We start from the raw sequence: 18816 nt of genomic DNA on the forward strand, positions 1-18816 counted from the left end.
CTGGCCTCTTACCCGGCGGGCGGTCCCAGGAAGATCTGGGAGATCCAGATGATCAGGCCGTATCCGCCGACCAGTCCCACCGCCAGTACCGGCGCCAGAACCACGGCGAGGAACAGGAAGGTGTTCCGCTCTTCGGCTTTGCTTGGCTGTTCGGACATTTTTTGTCCTCCTTGGCTCGTACAAATGTAGCGCAGCAAGCCGGCCGGAAAAGGCCGCATCTGATTCCGGTTTTCTGAACAGTGCCGCGTCGCTGGCAGGAGAATGCGCAGGACGGCTGTCCTGCACTTTGATCTGAATCATTTCCCGGGCGGTAGATTTGGCAAAACCAAACATTCAAACAATCGAAATTAACGATATCAATGCGTCCATAGCGCTTCCAACCGCGGATATCTCCAACCTATTTAGAACACGCCCATATCTCGGAATTTGTATGGGAAGTGCCGCCAGCCAGCCTCGTGCCGCTTGGCCAGTGAAAGCGCACTGAATTTGCCATCACCCTTGCGATGCCATTCGGCCGCAATTACCGGGGCCAGCAATACGCCTGCCGCGACGTGGCGGGGAAGCCCTCGCAGCAGCGCTTACGCGCAAACCATTGGGCCAATCGCGCAAACTTATGGGGATCGCGCACGAATATGCGCGATCCTACAACCCGATCAGAAATCCAGGTTTTCGACGCTAAGCGCGTTCTTTTGGATAAACTCGCGACGGGGTTCGACAACATCGCCCATCAGCTTGGTGAACAGATCATCCGCCTCGATCATATCGTCGACCCGCACTTGCAGCAGTGTCCGGGCGTCCGGGTCCAGTGTCGTCTCCCACAGCTGGTCCGGGTTCATCTCGCCCAGGCCTTTGTAGCGCTGCAGCGAGAGACCCTTTTCGCCTTCATCAAGGATCGCCTTCAAAAGATCCAGCGGTCCGTGAATAATCTGGCTGCGATCGCGGCGGATCAGCTGGGAGGAGGTGCCGTAGACTTCCTGCAGGCTTTGGGTGAAGCTGCCGGTTTTGCGCGCCTCGCCGGAGCGCAGCATCGGACCGTCCAGGGTACGCACTTCCTCGACGCCGCGCAGGATGCGGGCCAGGCGGATGCCGTGATCCTGTGTGATCCGGCCCTGCCAGCCGCGCTCATATTCCAGGGCAATGGCGTCCAGCCGCGCCGCAACCTTGTCGGCCACGCCCTGCAGGTTGGAATCCACCGCACCGGGCACAAAGGCACCGGCCACGGCAGCTTGCTCCAGGATGTGGCGCGGGTAATGGGTCGGGAAGGCATCCAGCACACGTTTGAGCTGGCGCGCCTCGTCGACCACGCGGGCAAGGTCGGCACCGGCAATCTCGGAGCCGTTACCGAGTTTCAGCAACGCGCCGTCAACACCTTGGTTAATCAGATAGTCATCCAGCGCCGCCTGATCCTTGAGGTAAACCTCGGATTTGCCGCGCGCGACCTTATACAATGGCGGCTGCGCAATGTAGAGATAGCCGCCCTCGATCAGCTCCGGCATCTGCCGGTAGAAGAAGGTCAGCAGCAACGTCCGGATATGGGCGCCGTCCACGTCCGCATCGGTCATGATGACAATCTTGTGGTAGCGCAGCTTTTCAATCTTAAATTCGTCCCGGCCAATACCGGTGCCCAATGCCATCACCAGGTTGCCGATCTCCTGGCTTCCCAGCATCCGGTCAAAGCGTGCGCGTTCAACGTTCAGGATCTTGCCGCGCAGGGGCAGGATTGCCTGTGTCCTCCGGTCCCGGCCCGTCTGGGCGGAACCGCCGGCCGAGTCCCCCTCGACCAGGAAGACTTCGGTTTTGGACGGGTCTTTTTCAGAGCAATCCTTCAGCTTGCCGGCCAGGTAATTCACGTCCATCGCAGTTTTGCGGCGGGTCAGTTCGCGTGCTTTGCGGGCGGCCTCGCGGGCCAAAGCGGCCTCGACAATTTTGCCAACGATTTGCTTGGCCTGGCCGGGATTTTCCTCAAACCATTCTGCCAGTTTTTCCCCGACCAGGCTTTCGACCACCGGGCGCACCTCGGATGACACCAGCTTGTCCTTGGTCTGGCTGGAAAATTTCGGATCCGGCACTTTCACCGACAAAACGCAGGTCAGCCCTTCGCGGGCGTCATCACCAGTAAAGGAGATCTTTTCCTTCTTCGCGATGCCCGAAATCTGCGCATAGTTGTTGATCGTCCGGGTCAGCGCGCCGCGGAAACCTGCAACATGGGTGCCGCCATCGCGCTGCGGGATGTTGTTGGTAAAGGGCAGCACAGTTTCGTGATAGCTGTCATTCCACCACATGGCGATTTCGACAACGATTTCGTCCTTTTCACCGATAATATAAACCGGAGTTTCCATCACCGGAGTCTTGTGGCGGTCCAGGTATTTGACGAATTCCTTGACGCCGCCGTCATAATACAACTCCACTTCCAGCCGTTCCGCCGGGCGTTCGTCGATCAGGATGATGCGCACGCCGGAGTTCAGAAAAGCCAGTTCCCGCAAGCGCTTTTCCAGCGTTTCAAAGACATATTCGAGGTTGGAAAACGTATCCGTCGAGGCCATGAAACGCACTTCGGTGCCGGTCCGGTCGCCGCAATCGCCGACCACCTCCAGATGCCTGGCGGTATCACCGCGCTCAAACCGGGCAATGTGTTCCTTGCCGTCGCGCCAAACGCGCAATTCCAGCCAGTCAGACAGCGCGTTCACCACCGAAACACCCACACCGTGCAGGCCGCCGGAAACCTTGTAGGAGTTGCTGTCGAACTTACCGCCGGCATGCAGCTGGGTCATGATGACCTCGGCCGCGGATACGCCTTCTTCCTCGTGGATACCCACCGGAATGCCGCGACCGTTGTCGCTGACGGATACGCTGGAATCGGCGTGGATTTTCACCGTCACGTGGTCCGCGTGGCCTGCCAGCGCCTCGTCGATGCCGTTGTCCACGACCTCATACACCATGTGATGCAGGCCCGAGCCATCGTCGGTGTCCCCGATATACATGCCGGGGCGTTTTCGAACCGCCTCCAACCCTTTGAGAACTTTGATGGAATCCGCGCCATATTCTGCGGGGGCCTGCTCGTTTCCGGACATTCACATCTTCCTGTCTTTGCTTCAGGATTTTATACGGAGTCTGGCCGGGATTGTCACGCGCAAGCCCCCTTTTTTCAGGGCTGTACCAGACGATTATGCAGCCAAGGCGCCAAGCTCCGACGCGGTGCTCAGCCAGGCTGCGCGCTCATCCGAACTTGACCCTTGCAATGCGCCGAAATGGCAGGTCTCTACCGGATCAATTCCCACGAAATTCATAATCTGCCGCTCCACCTGAACATGCGCTGCATTGCCATAGAACTGCTCCATCAAGTCAGGCGGCGTGTCCGATGCCACCAGCACCCGGCCCGACTTTCCGGCCAAAAGCGGTTTCGGCAGGCCATCGGTCACAATGCGCGGGTCAAACGTGCGGCCGGGAAGCAGAATACGGTCAAACAACCCCTTCAGTTTCCCCGGCATCCCGCCCCACCACAACGGAAAGGCAACGACCGCATGCTCTGCCCATTCAAAGTCCGCAAGCACTGCTTCGATCTGCGGCTCCAGCCTCTTTGCTCCGGAAAACCCGGCCTGGCCAAAGTCTGCGTCGAACTCCAGCTGCGACAGCTTGTGCAGGCGCACATCGTGCCCCGCAGCTTGTGCCGCAGTTGCGTAGGCTTCGCATAGCGCCTGCGTAAAAGTGTTCTCAGCCGGGTGGCCGTTCAAGATCAGTATTTTTCGGGCAGACATGTCATTCTCCATGAGTTAAGTTGACCGCGGTCACTTTAGTGAAAGAAAAAATGACCGCGGTCAATTATAAAAGTGACCGTGGTCAATAACAAACCCGTGAGGATGAGGCATGACACGTGCTCCACAAAAGCGGCGGCTGGAAACCCGCGCAAAACTGCTCAGCACCGCAACCGTCATTGTCCAGGAACAGGGCTATAGCGGTTTGCGGGTTGAAGATGTGGTTGCCCGGGCCGGCGTTGCAAAGGGCACCCTGTTTTCCCATTTCAAGGACAAGGACGGGCTGCTGGCCGTCCTGATCGGAGAGGAAGTGACACGGCTGCTTGACGGGATGGAAACCGCAGGCGCCCCCTCGGATGTCGCGGAGCTGACCGCCCGTCTTGCACCGCATCTTGATTACGTTGCCCAGGACCGGGTGATCTTCGATCTGCTGCTGCGCTATTCAGGCACCACTGCGGATGAGCCGGACGAAGTTGTCACTGCAAGCTTCACCCGGCAGGTCGCCTTGCTGACAGGCTGGCTGCAGGACATGCAAGCGGCGGGCGGGGTTCGCCGGAACCAGCCGCCGGAATTGCTGGCAGAAGGCATCCAGGCGTTTCTGAACCATGTGCTGGGCTTATGGTTCTGCATTGAGCATGAGACTGAAGCGCACCCGGCCCAGACGCTGGAACCTTACTTGCAGGCCTGGTTGCAACCATCCGCCTAAAGGAACGGGATCGCAATCCCCACACAGATCAGCAGCCCGCCGGACACCAGGTTGATGCGCCGCAGGATCCGGGGCGAGGCAACCGCCCGCCGGACCCGGTGCACCATCCCTGCCAACGCAAGGTTCCCTGCCAGCGGAACCGCAAAAGACAGCACCACAATGGCGGCAACGTCCGGCCAGGTTGTACCTGACAGATCAAAGAAACCAGGCAGAACGCCCATGTAGAACAGGATTGCCTTGGGATTGCCCAGGATCACGGCAATTCCCGCCATGAACCCGGCCCAGACGCCGGGCCGGGTGAGGGCGCGGCTTTCTTGAACCGCTTCGCCCGCGTGGCGGATCAGCAGCCCCCCCATGCCGAGGAACATCAGGCAGGCCAGCCAGCGCAACAGGGTCATGATGCCGGTGAATTCGGAGACCACCCAGGACATGCCGCCCACCGCCACCAGCGGCCACAGAATATCGCCGCAGGCAACCCCCAGCGCCAGCGGCCAGGCCGCCGGAAACCCGCCGGAAACCGAGCGCGCCATCAACGCCAGCCAGACCGGGCCGGGTGTCAGGAACAAGATCAGCAGCGCCCCTGCATAAAGCGACAGATCCCAAGCGGTGACAGTCATTTCTGCGTCACCTCTGACCCGCTGCCGCTGTCTGAGACTTCCAGTATCTGCGCCCGGCCTGCCAGCTCGCCAAACAGCTCCGGCCCGGTGCCCGTCATCCAGGCCTGGGTTCCCAGGGTGCAGATCTCGTCATAAAGGACCGCACGGCGGCCAGCGTCCAGATGCGCGGCAACCTCATCCAGAAGCAGGATCGGCGGCGCGCCCTCGCGCTGCGAAAGCGCCCGTGCGTTGGCCAGGATCAGCGACACCAGCAGCGCTTTCTGCTCACCGGTCGAACAGTCCTTGGCCGGGATGCCCTTAGCCTGGTAGGTGCCGATCAAATCGGTTCTGTGCGGCCCGACAAGGGTCCGGCCCGCCGCCAGATCCCGGAACCGGCTTTCCTCCAGCGCCTCCTTGAAATCCGCCTCAGTGGACGGCATGCTGCCTTCGGATTGCAGCAGCTCCAGCTCAGCCGCGGGGAATACGGTTCCGGCTTCGGCCTGGGCAATCTGCAGCAGTTCCACCGCTTGCACGCGCGCCGCATGGATCCGGTGCCCGGAGGCGGCCATCCGCTCTTCCAGCACCCGGTACCATGCGGCATCGCGCACCTGCTCCTTCAACAACCGGTTGCGCTCGCGCATCGCCTTTTCATAGGCCAGCGAGGCCTCGGCATGGGCGGGTTCAAAGCTCAGCGCGATCCGGTCGAGAAAGCGCCGGCGGCCTTCTGCCGCTTCAATCCACAACCGGTCCATCGCCGGGATCAGCCAGACCACCCGCGCCACCTGGCCCAGCGCGATCTGGCTGGCGGGCTTATTGTCGATCTTCACCTGCCGGGCATTGCCGCCTTCGGACCAGGTTTCCACCTCATAGGCCTGCGAGGGTGCCCGCAGCTCACCCTTCAGTTTCCACCCCAGCGCTTCGGGCTGGCGTGCCATCTCTGCCGCACTGGCCCGGCGCAGGCCCCGGCCGGGCGAGAACAGCGACACGGCTTCCAGGATATTGGTCTTGCCCGCACCGTTATTGCCGTGAATGGCTACCGGACGCCCGTCCAAACGCAATTCCGCCCGCAAATGCGAGCGGAAATGGGACAAGGTCAGGGCAGTCAGGGCCAGCACGCGGCGCGCTCCCGTTTCATCTTTCCAAAAATACTCGCGTCCCGCCGCCCGGCAGGGGAGGCAGCGCCGTCAGGCGCTTCAGACACGCATCGGCATCACGACGTAAACAGCGCTTTGATCGCTGCCTTCGCGCATCAGGGTCGGATCGCCGGAGGAGTTGAACATGAACACAGCGTTTTCGCGGTCTACCTGGTTGGCAATTTCCAGCAAGTACTTGGCGTTAAATCCGATTTCCAGGCGTTCGTCGTTATAGGCCACCGCCAGCTCTTCCTCGGCGGCGCCGCTGTCAGGAGCGTTCACCGACAGGATCAAACGGTCCTCTTCCAGCTGCAGCTTCACCGCACGAGAGCGTTCGGAGGAAACAGTGGCAACCCGGTCAACGGCCTGGGCGAATTCGGCGGCATCCACTTCCAGACGGCGGGTGTTACCGGCCGGGATCACCCGGGTGTAGTCCGGGAAGGTGCCGTCGATCACTTTGGAAGTCAGGGTGATGTTCGGGGTCGCAAAGCGCACCTTGGTTTCCGAGACCGACACCGCGATGTCCATGTCATCGTCATCCAGCAGTTTGCGCAGCTCACCCACGGTCTTGCGCGGCACGATCACGCCCGGCATGTCTTCGGCGCCCAGCGGCAGCTCGGCGTCGATGCGCGCCAGGCGGTGGCCGTCGGTGGCCACAGCACGCAGAACCTTGCCGCCTTCGGCACTGTTGGAGACATGCAGATAGACACCGTTCAGATAGTACCGGGTCTCCTCGGTCGAGATTGCAAATTTCGACTTATCGAACAGACGGCGCAGCACCGCGGCCTTGGCCGCGAAGTTCGAGTGGTACTCCGACGACGCCATCACCGGGAAATCCTCGCGCGGCAGGGTCGCCAGCGAGAAGTTGGAGCGGCCGGCCTCAACGGTCAGGCGCCCGGTTGCGGCGTCGGCGCTTAGTGTGACCAGCGCGCCGTCCGGCAGCTTGCGGACAATCTCATGCAGAGTGGTGGCGGCCACGGTGGTGGCCCCGGCGCGTTCCACCTGGGCGGGGGCCTTGTCGACCACCTCGATATCCAGGTCGGTGGCGCGGAACTGGACGCTGTCGCCTTCGGCTTCGATCAGCACATTTGCCAGAATCGGAATGGTGTTGCGGCGCTCGACCACCGACTGTGCCTGAGCCACAGCCTTGAGAAGCGTGCCGCGTTCGATGCTGATCTTCATGTCCCAAATCCTCTCCGTCTGGCCCCGTGTCACTGGCCGGGACAAGCAACCTACCTGTTTACCCCTGCCGTACAAGGCTTTTGTGGATTTCTCCAAGGGATTCCCGGCGGGGTCAAGAGGCGGTGGGCAGCTGGGCCGCGAAACCGGAGGAAACGTTGCAGCAGAACCCGGAATTGTCCCCGCGGGGACAGAGCTGCAAAACCCAGGCTTGTCCCCGTGGGGACACCTACGGAAAACGCCCCGGCGCTTGGACCGGGGCGTAATACGGAACCGGTTAAACCTTTGGAGAGGCGGCTTAGGCCTTCACCCGTTCCGATTTCGGATCATACATCGGCTTCAGCGAAGCCTCGGCCTTCACTTTCACGCCGCAGACGTCGATCTCGTAGGTGGAGGCCAGCACATCAGCAGCCTTTTCGCCTTCGCACGGCACATAGCCCATGCCGATGGCAGCACCCAGGGTATGACCGTAGTTGCCGGAACTGAGGTAGCCCACGTATTTGCCGTCACGGATGATCGGCTCGTTGTGGAACAGCAGCGGCTCGGCATCCGTCAGTTTGAACTGAACCATGCGGTTCCTGGGGCCGGTTTCCTTACGCTCCAGCACCGCGGCTTTGCCGATGAAGTCGTCCTTGTCGGTCTTCACCGCAAAGCCGAGGCCTGCGTCGATCACATTGTCCTCGCAGGTGATGTCGTGGCCGAAGTGGCGGAAGCCCTTCTCGATCCGGCAGCTGTCCATCATGTGCATACCGCAGAGCTTGAGCCCCATGTCCTGACCCGCCTCGTGCAGCGTTTCGAATGCGTGGCCCGCCATATCGGCGCCGACATAGATTTCCCAGCCGAGTTCACCCACATAGGTCACGCGGTGCACACGGGCGAGGCCCATTCCCAGTTCGATCTCCTGCGCGGTGCCAAAGGGGTTCACCTCGTTCGAGAAATCGTTCGGCGACACTTTCTGCAGCAGCTTGCGGGCGTTTGGCCCCATCACTGCCAGCACGCCTTCGCCTGCGGTCACATCGGTGATCACCACCCGGTGGTCGCCCACGTGGCGCATCATCCAGGTCTGGTCGGCCAGACGGGTCACCGCCGGGGTCACCACCAGATAGGCGGTTTCCGACAGGCGGGTGACGGTCACATCGGCCTCAATCCCGCCGCGGGTGTTCAGGAACTGGGTGTAGACGATCTTGCCCGCGGGAACCGACAGGTTGGCGCCGCAGATGTAGTTCAGGAAGGTTTCGGCATCCGGGCCTTCGACGCGGATCTTGCCGAAGGAGGACATGTCGTACATGCCGACGTTTTCGCGGACTGCCTTGTGTTCAGCGGCCGAATTCTCAAACCAGTTCTGGCGCTTCCAGCTGTATTGGTATTCGCGTTCCTGGCCTTCGTTGGCAAACCAGTTGGCGCGTTCCCAGCCGCCGATTTCGCCCATCACCGCGCCCTGCTCCAGCAGGTGGTGGTGGAACGGGGTGCGGCGCACGCCGCGAGCGGTGGCCTTTTGACGGTAGGGGAAGTGATCAGCATACAAGAGGCCCAGCGTCTCCTTGGAGCGCTCGAACAGGTAGTGCTTGTTACCCTGGAACGGCTGCATGCGGGAGATGTCCACGTCGCCAAGGTCGAACGGTTTCTGACCGTCTTCCATCCACTGCGCCAGCGCCATGCCAGCGCCGCCCGCCGACTGAATACCGATTGAGTTGAAACCTGCAGCGACCCAAAAATTGTCCATCTCGGGCGCCAAGCCGAGGTGGTAGGCGTCATCCGGAGTGAAGCTCTCGGGACCGTTAAAGAAGGTGTGGATGCCTGCTTCAGCCAGCATCGGCATCCGATTGCAGGCGGCTTCCAGGATCGGCTCGAAGTGATCGAAGTCCTCAGGCAGCTGGTCGAATTCGAACGTGTCGGGGATGCCGTTCATCGCCCAGGGTTTGGCGTTCGGCTCAAACGCACCCAGCAGGATTTTCCCCGCATCTTCCTTGTAGTAGGCGCATTCGTCCGGAACGCGCAGCACCGGCATCTGGGTCAGGCCGGTAATGCCTTCGGTCACGATGTAGAAATGCTCGCAAGCATGCAGCGGCACGTTGACGCCCGCCATACGGCCTACCTCATGGCCCCACATGCCGGCGCAGTTCACCACCATGTCCGCCTCGATGTGGCCCTGGGATTGGCCATCATCGCTGGCCCAATCGACGCCGGTGACTCGGCGGCAGTCCTTGGAGATGCCAGTAACCTTGATCCGTTCCTTGACCAGCGCGCCGCGCTGGCGGGCGCCCTTGGCCAGAGCCAGCGCGATATTTGCCGGGTCGCCCTGCCCGTCTTTCGGCAGCCATACGCCGGCTGTCACGTCACCGACGTTCAGGTGCTCGTAGCGGGCTTTCACTTCCTCAGGCGAGATTTCTTCAACCTCAACGCCGAATGCCCGTGCCATGGCGGCCTGGCGGAAGATCTCTTCCTTGCGTTCTTCGGTCAGCGCAACCGTGATTGAGCCGCAGCGCTTAAATCCGGTCGCGACACCGGTTTCGTCTTCCAAAGCGCCATAAAGCTCCTGACTGTATTTGGCGAGCTTGGTCATGTTGGCAGTGGCGCGCAGCTGGGCGATCAGGCCCGCGGCGTGCCAGGTGGTGCCGGAGGTCAGCTGTTTGCGCTCCAGCAGCACCACATCCGTCCAACCCAGCTTGGTCAGGTGATAGGCGACCGAACAGCCAATCACGCCGCCGCCGATAATGACCACGCGGGCCTTGTTGGGAAGATCGCTCATATCATCGCTCCACAATCAGTGTTTGCGTCTGATTACCACGGAAAGGCGGCGCAAAATGCATCAAAAACGCCAAGTTTCCCCGGCTATTCTCCGGCTTTGAGGATATCTCCGGAACCGTCTTCCCCCAGCCGGCGGCGCTTGCGCAGGGTAAAGGGGGTGATGCCGAAGAAGCTTTTGTAAAGCGAGGAAAAGCCATTCGGGAAACCGCAGGCAAGGCCGATCTCCCGCACGCTCATGGTGGTGTTGAGCAACAGGTTATTGGCCTTGGACAGCCGCATTTCCCGGTAAAACCCGTTGGGCGTGGTGCCGAGGAAGGTCTTGAACTTGCGCTCCAGCGACCGGGTGGAGATGCCCAGCTCATCGACGATTTCGCTGATCGGCACCGGTTCTTCGATATTGCCCTGCATGATGCGGATGCAATGATCCAAGTCGCTGTCGCCGGTGATCGTCGGCTTGGCGCCGGCAAAGGGCTGCAGCGAGGAAAAGTCGCGCACCTGTTCGTGCAGCATGATGTTGGCCACGGTCATCTGCGCCGCCGCCGAGGTCAGCCGCCCGACCAGCGCCAGCACGATATCGACCGTAGACCCCATGCCGGCACAGGTCACCACCAGCCCGTCTTCGCTGGCCAGGGCATGGCTGGAATCGTTCAGCCCCATACGTTCGCGCAACAGGGCGGAGTTTTCCCAATGCGTCGTCAGCCGGCCGGCCGCGCCGCCCTGATCGCGGATGTAGCGGGCTGCGGCTTCGGCCAGCAGATAGACCTTACTGCCGCGGCAGGTGTAGCTGGAGATCACCCGGCCCAGGCTGAGGCCGGGGTGGTCCGGGTCCGAATTGCCAAGGAAGAAGGCAAAATCCGCAGCAGGCTTAACCGCGAAGGGTTCGGTGTCCACGCTAAGGCCCGCCTTGCAGCCGACGCGCCCGCCCTGCAGGGACCGTACAGTCCAATTGAACGGCGGCTGCGCCAGCACCCGGTTGGCGATCCGCAGCACTTCGACCACAGCCGACATCTCAGTCAGCACAAATCCCTCGCTGACGATGATGTCGATACTCCAGACCCGGGCCGGATCCGCGGTTTTGAGTTTTTCCTGCGTTGCCATGCTGATCCCCCTGTCAGACGATGTCAGACGATCCGATGCCCGGCCGCGCGTAAGCAGCGGGCCAGTTCGGCGATGTGGTCCGGGCCGACCTCACAGCAGCCGCCGACGATGGTGGCACCTTGCGCAACCCAACCCATTGCAAATTCCGCATAGGCCACTGGCCCCAGATCCTGGCGCTGCTCCAGCGCATCCACGGTAGGGGCGTCCTTCAGGAAATCCTCGGATATCCGGGTGAAACCGTTGGCATAGGCCCCGTAAGGCTTGCCGAATGTTTTTACGGTCTCCAAACCTTTGCTGATGACCTCGGGCCGGGAACAGTTGAGCAGAACCGCATCGGGCTGGAATTCCTCAACCAGCGGGGCCAGCGCGGCAAGCGGCTCCCCCGAACGCAGCAAGGTGCCGTCTTCGTCGGAAACAGAGGCCGCCAGCCAGACCGGTTTGTCCGTAGCCGCACAGCCCAGCAACGCGCCTTTGGCATGTTCCAGCGAGGCGACGGTTTCGATCAGGAACAGATCCGCCTGCGGGCCGAGTAATTCGACAAGTTCTGCGTAGACAGGTTTCGCCTCATCAGGCGGCGGGCAAATGTCAGGCCGGTAAGATGCGATCAACGGGCCAAGCGCTGCCGCGACACGGCCCGTTCCATGGGCGTCCCGCGCTGCAGCGGCTTGAGCGGCGGCTTTGTTCAGAAGCTCTTCGAAGTGGTCTTCCAGACCTGCGCGCTGCAACCGGTCACGCAGAACCGCATAGGTGTTTGTTGTGGCAACCGTGGCGCCTGCGGCAAAGTAATCGGCATGGATGCCGCCGACCACCCCGGGTCGGTCAACCATCACCGCGGTGGACCACAAAGGGGTTGCGCGGTCGCCGGACCGTTTAACAACCTCTTGCCCGATCGAGCCATCCAGAAGCGTGATCTCAGCCATAGCAAACTGTCCTTTGTGCGGGTTGCCTTGCGCCGCCAGGATACAGGAAACGATCCGGCGGCGCAGGCTGTCTTTTATAGGGGCATCAGCCCGGACCTATGCGGCCCGGACTGATACGGGTTGATCAGGCGCGCAGGCGCTCGTTGGCCGGATCCCACAGCGGTTCGTCTTTTTGAACCACGGCCCGGCATTTCTGCCCGTAGATCTCAACCTCCAGCTCGGTGCCCGGCACGGCCAGTTCACTGCGCACCATGCCCAGCGCAATGGAAGCACCCACACGGTAGCCCCAGTCTCCGCTCGTGGTCTCGCCCACGATCTCGCCATCCTTGGAGATGCAGGACATGTAAGGCGCATCCGCATCGCCGGCCTCGACGATCATGGTGACAAAGGACTTTTTCACGCCCTGCTGCTTTTCGCTTTGGATTGCGGCCTTGCCCGGGAAATCCTGCGGCTTGTCGAGTTTGACAAAGCGCTCCAGCCCGCCTTCAAGCAGCGAGTAATCGGTGCTGAGGTCACCCTTCCAGGTGCGATAGCCCTTCTCGATCCGCAAGGAGTTCAGCGCATACATGCCGAACGGCTTGGCGCCGCCTTCGATCAGCGCCGCATAGATCCCGGCCTGATGCGCGTTGGCGCAGTGCACTTCCCAGCCGAGTTCGCCGGCATAAGACACCCGCGCCAGGAAGGCAGGTTTGCCCGCGACCGTGGCTTCCTGATGGGTCAGCCAGCCCAGCGACAGGTCGGCGTCAGAGATGCCCGCAAACAGCTCCCGCGACTTCGGACCGGTGACAATCATCGTCGCGAATTCGGTGGTGCGGTCGGTCAGGGTCAGGCCAGCGGGCAGCGCCTTGCGCAGGATCTCAAAGTCGTGCCACTGGGCCGAACCTGCGGTGATCATGGTAAAGTGGTCTTCGCCATGACGAATACAGGACATCTCGGTCAGGATCCGGCCGCGGTCGTCCGAGACATAGACCAAGTTCATCCGGCCCACTTTCGGCAGGCCGCCGGTGACCAGTCCGCGCAGGAATTCCGCGGCGCCTTCGCCATCCAGATTGAAGCGCGAGAAACCCGGCAGATCCAGAACACCGACGCCGTCGCGGACCGCTTCGCATTCTTCCTTGATGCGCTGCTGCCACGGGCCGGAGCGGCCCCAGGTGTGGGTGGCTTCTTCAGAGGTGTCATCACCATCCTTGGCGAACCAGTTGGCACGCTCCCAGCCATTGTAGGCACCCATCTGGCCACCCAGTTCCTTGATCTTGGCGTGTACCTGGCTGACCTTCTTACCGCGCGCGGCCGGCCATTCGTGCTGCGGGAAGTGCATGGCGTATTCATTGCCGTAGACTTCCATGCCTTTCTGATCACAGTAGTCCTGATCCGTGTAGTCGGTGTAGCGGCGCGGATCGACCGCCCACATGTCCCACTCGGTCCCACCATCGACGATCCATTCCGCCAGCACCTTACCGGCGCCGCCGCCCTGGGCGATGCCGAAGGTAAAGACGCAAGCCTCGAACGCGTTGTCGACACCCGGCATCGGGCCGATCAGCGGCAGACCATCGGGGGCATAGGGGATCGGGCCGTTGATCACGCTGGAGACGCCGGAGGATGCCATCAGCGGCACGCGTTCCATGGCGTCGGTCACGATATCCTCGATCCGGTCCAGATCATCCGACCACAGCTGGAACGAGAAGTCGTCCGGCATCTGATCGTCTTCGGTCATCCAGTGGCCTTTGCAGTTCGGCTCATAGGGGCCAAGATTGTAGCCGTTCTTTTCCTGGCGCAGGTAATAGGACACGTCCACGTCGCGGATCAGCGGCAGCTTCTTGCCATGCTCCTTGCTCCAGGCTTCCACCTCGGGGATCTGCTCGGTCAGCAGATACTGATGCGACATCACCATCATTGGCACGGTGCGGCCGCCGTAAGGCTTGAACCACTCACCGATACGCTGTGCGTAATAGCCAGCGGCGTTCACCACATAGTCACATGCGATGTCGCCCTTTTCAGTGTGCACGATCCAGGTCTTGTCTTCCTGTTGCGTGACACCGGTCGCCGGGCAGAAGCGAATGATCTTTTGCCCCATGTCGCGGGCACCCTTGGCCAGCGCCTGGGTCAGCTGCGCCGGATCAATGTCGCCATCAGACGGGTCCCACAGGACACCTTCCAGGTCGTGGGTTTCCAGGAACGGGTAGTTCTCCTTGGCCTGTTCCGGGGTCCACATCTCCATCTCAATGCCCTGATAACGGCCCATCGAACAGGCGCGTTCAAATTCCTGCATCCGCTCTTTATTGTGCGCCAGACGGATCGAGCCGGTCTGGTGGTAGTTCATCGGATAATCGACCTCTGCCCCGAGGCGTGAATACAGCTCTGTCGAATAGCGCTGCATGTTCATGATCGACCAGGACGTCGAAAACGTCGGCACATTGCCGGCCGCGTGCCAGGTCGAACCGGCGGTCAGCTCGTTCTTCTCCAAAAGCACACAATCGGTCCAGCCTTTCTTGGCCAGATGATAAAGCGACGAGGCGCCAATGACGCCGCCGCCGATGATGACCACGCGGGCCTTGGTTGGAAAATCAGACATGTTCGCTCCCTAATCTCAGTCCTTCTGCGGCACGCCGTCCGCAATCTCGTAGTAGTCGCCCTTGGAGGCGGCAAAGATGTGCTTTTCGACGCTGAGACCGGTGTTCCCGTCGACAGCGCCCAAAGCGAAACTGGTGGTATCTTCGTCATGCGCCTTCCAGAACAGGAAGGAGCCGCAGCGCGGGCAGCAGCCGCGCTTGGCCGCTGCGCTGGCTTCAAACCAGCTGACCCGACCGGTGATATTGAGGTCTTCGTCGCGCACATAGGCCGAAGACCAGATGCCGCCCGACTGCTTGCGGCACTGGCTGCAATGGCACATGGACGCGCCTTTGGGCTGCGCTGCAGTATCAAAGCGGATATCGCCGCAGAGGCAGGATCCTTTGATCATCGAGGCCTCCTAATACACCGGCGGTGCAATCACCCAGACGGCCACTGCGGGTTCGTCATAGGGATTCGACCACTGATAAGGTTCATGCTTGATCCGGAAACTGTCGCCCGGACCAACGGTGAAGCTGCGGCCCCCGATCAGCAGATCCAGCTTGCCCGAGATCACATAGCCAACCTCTTGTGTCGGCCGGTGGGCCGGCGTCTGCATGCGCGACTTCGGGCGGAAGGTGGAATGCACCATCTCGAAATCGTCGGTCAGGTCGGGTGACAGCAGCTCTTCGATCAGCCCTTCCTCGCCCGAGCCCATCGGGCGGCGCGAGCCTGCGCGAACAATATAGCCATGCTCATCCGCCGGCGCGCCGGTATGGGCAAACAGCATCGACATCGGAACGCCCAGGGCCTCGGCAATCTGGCGCAGGTCGGAAATCGACGGTTCGGACATGTCCCGCTCAACCTGGCTGAGCCAGCCAACCGAGCGGTTCAGCATCGCCGCGATATCCGACAGCGTCAGCCCGCGCGCCTTGCGCAAGGCCCGGATATCCGCCCCCAGTGTCGCCGCTGCCAGGGTTTGATCGTTCACCGGCTCTCTCCCCGCTCGTGAAAAAATGCTCTCGTTTTTCACGATGCCTTGGGATCGTGAAATTTCCAAGCCTTTTTTCACGAACGGGCCGCGAACCAAGAAAAAACCCAGCGCCTTCAGGCACCGGGCTGCTTCTTTCTGGGTGAAAATACCCTGGGGTGAGGCCGCAAGGCCGAGGGGCAAAGCCCCTGCAAGGGCGAATCAGCTGCGGCTGAAGACCTGCCGCAGGATTACTGCCAACTGCTCAGCATCTTCCTGAGTAAAGGCGTCCGGCTGGTCGCTGTCGATATCAAAAACCCCGATCAGCCCGCCTGCGGCATTCCAAACCGGCAAAACCAGTTCCGACCGGGTGGAAGAAGCGCAGGCGATATGGCCGGGAAAGGCATCCACATCCGCAACCAGCTGCACCTCTCCGGTGCGAGCTGCCGCGCCGCAAACGCCGCGGGAGAACGGGATTTGCAAACAGCCGTGCCCGCCCTGGTATGGGCCGATTTTCAGCAATTCCGGTGCAACGGCGCGATAAAAGCCGGTCCAGTCGAACCGGTCGTCGGCGTGATGCACTTCGCAGGCGACAGTGGCCATCAGCGCAACCTCATCCGTTTCGCCAGCGGTCAGCGACGCGATGGTCTTGGCAAGGGTTCCGAAATCAGCCTGCATGCCTGCCTCTCCTTCAACGCATTGAGGGGGCTGTCTGCCCCCTCTTGACCTGACGGTCAATTCACCCCCGAGAGTATTTTTCAAAGGTGAATGTCACAGCCGCTCAATTGCAATCGCCGTGCCTTCGCCGCCGCCGATGCAGATTGCCGCCACGCCGCGCTTAAGGCCGCGTTTTTCCAGCGCGTTCAAAAGCGTGACCATGATCCGGGCACCGGACGCCCCGATCGGGTGGCCCAGCGCGCAAGCGCCGCCGTTCACGTTCATCTTATCGCGGCTGATGCCCATTTCATGCATAAAGGCCATCGGCACCACAGCAAAGGCTTCGTTCACTTCCCACAGATCGACGTCTTCAACCTGCCATCCAACGTTTTTCAGCAGCTTTTGCGCAGCGGGAACCGGCGCGGTCGTGAACAAGCCCGGTGCCTGCGCATGGCTGGTGTGGCCCAGGATTCGGGCGCGGACCTTCAATCCCTGTGCCTCGGCAGCTTCAGAAGACGCCAGCACCAACGCTGCAGCGCCATCGGAAATAGAGGATGCATTGGCTGCTGTCACAGTGCCATCCTTGCGGAAAGCAGGTTTCAGCGCCGGGATCTTCTCCGGGCGCGCAGACTTTGGCTGCTCATCCGTGTCCGTTACCACGCTTCCCTTGCGGGACGTCACCGTAACGGAAGCGATTTCCCCGTCAAATGCACCGCTTTCCTGGGCTTCCAGCGCGTTGGCCAGCGACTTCAGTGCGTATTCGTCCTGAGCTTCGCGGGTGAACTGGAATTTTTCAGCGCAATCCTCGGCAAAGGTGCCCATCAGGCGGCCCTTGTCATAGGCATCTTCCAGCCCGTCGAGGAACATATGGTCAATCACCTGGCCATGTCCGATACGGGCGCCGCCGCGCATTTTGGGCAGCACATACGGCGCGTTGGTCATGCTCTCCATGCCGCCGGCGATCATCGTATCCGCGTGGCCCAGCGCGATCTGGTCAAAGGCGATCATCGCCGCCTTCATGCCAGAGCCGCACATTTTGTTAAGGGTCGTGGCCGGCACCTCATCGCCCAGGCCCGCGGCGAATCCGGCCTGACGCGCCGGCGCCTGGCCCTGGCCCGCAGGCAGAACGCAGCCCATCAGCACCTCATCGACAGTGGCTGCACCGGCGCCTTCGAGGGCCGCCCGGATAGCCGCGCCGCCCAGTTCCGAAGCCGTCACCCCGTCATACATGCCCTGAAACCCGCCCATCGGCGTCCGGGCCGCTCCGGCGATAACAACATCTTTCATGCAATTTTCCTCCAATCGTCAAAATAATACCTACAGAATAGTAAGCTTTGCGGTCTAGAGTGCTGACAAATGACGTTACATCCCGGGGGATCAAAATGAGCCTGACGACCACCATGACGGACGATGCGCAGATCGTTAAAGTCAATGCCGAACGCATTGATGCCGCCATGGCCATCCAGTTCAAGGAGGACATGCGCACGGAAACAGAATCCGGTGCGGACCGTGTCATCCTGGACCTTTCCGAAGTGCAGTTTATCGATTCCAGCGGGCTTGGCGCGATCGTCGCCGCGATGAAACAGCTTGGCGGCACCCGGAAACTGGATCTCGCCGGGCTGACCCCCATGGTCGAAAAAGTGTTCCGGCTGACCCGCATGGACACGATCTTTGACCTTTATGGTTCCCTTGGCGACGCAATCGCTCCGGCTGGCGCAAACTCCTGAAGACCAATGCGCTGTCAGTGCAAAGCGAGAAATCGATGGTAAAAACTTTTGCCTGCTCGTTCACGGCTACGAACCTGAATGCCCGTTCAGGCATCTCATCGGTTGTAGACCAGCTTCGGTCCCTAGGGATCCCGGGTGCCCGTGTGGATGAGGTGCAAATCGCTCTGACCGAGGCTGTGAACAACGTAGTCGAGCACGCCTATGAAAGTGCTCCTCCGGGAGACGTGCGGATCCGGGCTGAGCTTTATCCTGAACGTTTGTGGATCAGCATCCAGGACGCCGGTGTTCCTTTTGCTAAGGGAGAATTGCCGGAGGGCAAACCTGCAGATATCAGCGTTCCGGTTGAAAGCATGCCCGAAGGCGGGTTCGGGTGGTTTCTGATCCGCGAATTGGCAAGCCAAGTCCAATATGAGCGTTCGGAGGGAAACAACAATCTATCGCTCTGCTTCGAAATCAAAGTGACCAGCCCCTCGGCCGAAGTCTGAACAGCCCCAGGTTTGCAGAGGCACGGCTGCGGGTTTGCTGCATTTTAACGCTTTGTCATAATCGCGCCGCAATCCCGGCCCACCTCAGCCCGATAGGTATGCGATTTTTAAACTGTAGCTGAAATGAGCTTCCCCCGGTACCGCGTGTTCTAGCCCCCACCAGTGCGCGGCACCGGGGATACTTCCATTGGCCCGCTTTTCTGACCCAGGGTAACGTTCCGTTCCTTCAGAGCCGCTGAAGATTTGAGTTGCCTTCCCGCCGTGTGCGCCTAGCCTTTGCAAGGTGACGGCAGGAGCA

17 protein-coding genes are annotated in these 18816 nt (G+C 61.1%); 3 read left to right on the top strand and 14 right to left on the bottom strand.

What is annotated here, in order from left to right; all coding sequences use genetic code 11:
* Positions 1 to 8: 8 nt before the first annotated feature.
* The 3 genes from napE to K3555_RS19330 form a co-directional block, all read right to left on the bottom strand.
* Positions 9 to 158, bottom strand: a complete 150-nt coding sequence (gene napE / locus K3555_RS19320; protein ID WP_129372422.1) for a periplasmic nitrate reductase, NapE protein — start codon at positions 156 to 158, stop codon at positions 9 to 11.
* 495 nt (positions 159 to 653) lie between these two features.
* Complete coding sequence (gene gyrB, locus K3555_RS19325; RefSeq protein WP_260006698.1) at positions 654 to 3071, bottom strand: DNA topoisomerase (ATP-hydrolyzing) subunit B; 2418 nt, start codon at positions 3069 to 3071, stop codon at positions 654 to 656.
* A gap of 93 nt (positions 3072 to 3164) precedes the next feature.
* A complete protein-coding gene (locus K3555_RS19330; protein ID WP_260006699.1) occupies positions 3165 to 3755 on the bottom strand; it encodes an NAD(P)H-dependent oxidoreductase in 591 nt (196 codons plus the stop codon).
* 109 nt (positions 3756 to 3864) lie between these two features.
* On the opposite strand from K3555_RS19330, the gene K3555_RS19335 reads away from it, so the two are divergent.
* Positions 3865 to 4458 carry a TetR/AcrR family transcriptional regulator gene (locus K3555_RS19335; RefSeq protein ID WP_259996296.1) on the top strand — a complete coding sequence of 198 codons (594 nt, stop codon included), beginning with the start codon at positions 3865 to 3867 and terminating at the stop codon, positions 4456 to 4458.
* On the opposite strand, the gene K3555_RS19340 is transcribed toward K3555_RS19335, so the two are convergent.
* The 11 genes from K3555_RS19340 to K3555_RS19390 form a co-directional block, all read right to left on the bottom strand.
* Positions 4455 to 5075 (bottom strand): LysE family translocator, encoded by a 621-nt coding sequence (locus K3555_RS19340; RefSeq protein ID WP_260006700.1) that lies wholly within the window; start codon positions 5073 to 5075, stop codon positions 4455 to 4457. The two genes, K3555_RS19335 and K3555_RS19340, sit on opposite strands and share 4 nt — an antisense overlap.
* The gene (gene recF / locus K3555_RS19345; protein ID WP_259996294.1) at positions 5072 to 6169 is read right to left on the bottom strand and encodes a DNA replication/repair protein RecF; all 1098 of its coding nucleotides are present in this window, start codon (positions 6167 to 6169) and stop codon (positions 5072 to 5074) included. The genes K3555_RS19340 and recF overlap by 4 nt, the downstream gene beginning before the upstream one ends.
* A gap of 78 nt (positions 6170 to 6247) precedes the next feature.
* Positions 6248 to 7369 carry a DNA polymerase III subunit beta gene (gene dnaN, locus K3555_RS19350; RefSeq protein ID WP_260006701.1) on the bottom strand — a complete coding sequence of 374 codons (1122 nt, stop codon included), beginning with the start codon at positions 7367 to 7369 and terminating at the stop codon, positions 6248 to 6250.
* A 295-nt stretch (positions 7370 to 7664) separates the two neighbouring features.
* The gene (locus tag K3555_RS19355) at positions 7665 to 10115 is read right to left on the bottom strand and encodes an FAD-dependent oxidoreductase (RefSeq protein ID WP_260006702.1); all 2451 of its coding nucleotides are present in this window, start codon (positions 10113 to 10115) and stop codon (positions 7665 to 7667) included.
* Between the two features lie 83 nt (positions 10116 to 10198).
* The gene (locus tag K3555_RS19360; protein WP_259988335.1) at positions 10199 to 11212 is read right to left on the bottom strand and encodes a GlxA family transcriptional regulator; all 1014 of its coding nucleotides are present in this window, start codon (positions 11210 to 11212) and stop codon (positions 10199 to 10201) included.
* Positions 11213 to 11235: 23 nt separating this feature from the next.
* Positions 11236 to 12132: a homocysteine S-methyltransferase family protein gene (locus tag K3555_RS19365; RefSeq protein ID WP_260006703.1), complete on the bottom strand. Its 897-nt coding sequence runs from the start codon at positions 12130 to 12132 to the stop codon at positions 11236 to 11238.
* Between the two features lie 124 nt (positions 12133 to 12256).
* Positions 12257 to 14704 (bottom strand): FAD-dependent oxidoreductase, encoded by a 2448-nt coding sequence (locus K3555_RS19370; RefSeq protein WP_259988339.1) that lies wholly within the window; start codon positions 14702 to 14704, stop codon positions 12257 to 12259.
* A gap of 15 nt (positions 14705 to 14719) precedes the next feature.
* A complete protein-coding gene (locus tag K3555_RS19375; RefSeq protein WP_260006704.1) occupies positions 14720 to 15091 on the bottom strand; it encodes a GFA family protein in 372 nt (123 codons plus the stop codon).
* A gap of 9 nt (positions 15092 to 15100) precedes the next feature.
* Positions 15101 to 15670 carry a helix-turn-helix domain-containing protein gene (locus K3555_RS19380; protein ID WP_260006705.1) on the bottom strand — a complete coding sequence of 190 codons (570 nt, stop codon included), beginning with the start codon at positions 15668 to 15670 and terminating at the stop codon, positions 15101 to 15103.
* A 201-nt stretch (positions 15671 to 15871) separates the two neighbouring features.
* On the bottom strand, positions 15872 to 16327 hold the full coding sequence (locus tag K3555_RS19385; RefSeq protein ID WP_259996268.1) for a GAF domain-containing protein: 456 nt from the start codon (positions 16325 to 16327) through the stop codon (positions 15872 to 15874).
* A gap of 93 nt (positions 16328 to 16420) precedes the next feature.
* Positions 16421 to 17593, bottom strand: a complete 1173-nt coding sequence (locus K3555_RS19390) for an acetyl-CoA C-acyltransferase (protein ID WP_260006707.1) — start codon at positions 17591 to 17593, stop codon at positions 16421 to 16423.
* A 95-nt stretch (positions 17594 to 17688) separates the two neighbouring features.
* Between K3555_RS19390 and K3555_RS19395 the strand changes: the two genes are divergently transcribed.
* Both K3555_RS19395 and K3555_RS19400 read left to right on the top strand, forming a co-directional pair.
* Positions 17689 to 18033, top strand: coding sequence for an STAS domain-containing protein (locus tag K3555_RS19395; protein WP_129372437.1), 345 nt, complete (start codon positions 17689 to 17691; stop codon positions 18031 to 18033).
* A gap of 35 nt (positions 18034 to 18068) precedes the next feature.
* Entirely contained in the window at positions 18069 to 18518 is a 450-nt protein-coding gene (locus K3555_RS19400; protein ID WP_260006708.1) for an ATP-binding protein, read from the top strand.
* Positions 18519 to 18816: the final 298 nt, after the last annotated feature.

Source organism: Leisingera sp. M527, assembly GCF_025141525.1.
Taxonomy (GTDB): domain Bacteria; phylum Pseudomonadota; class Alphaproteobacteria; order Rhodobacterales; family Rhodobacteraceae; genus Leisingera.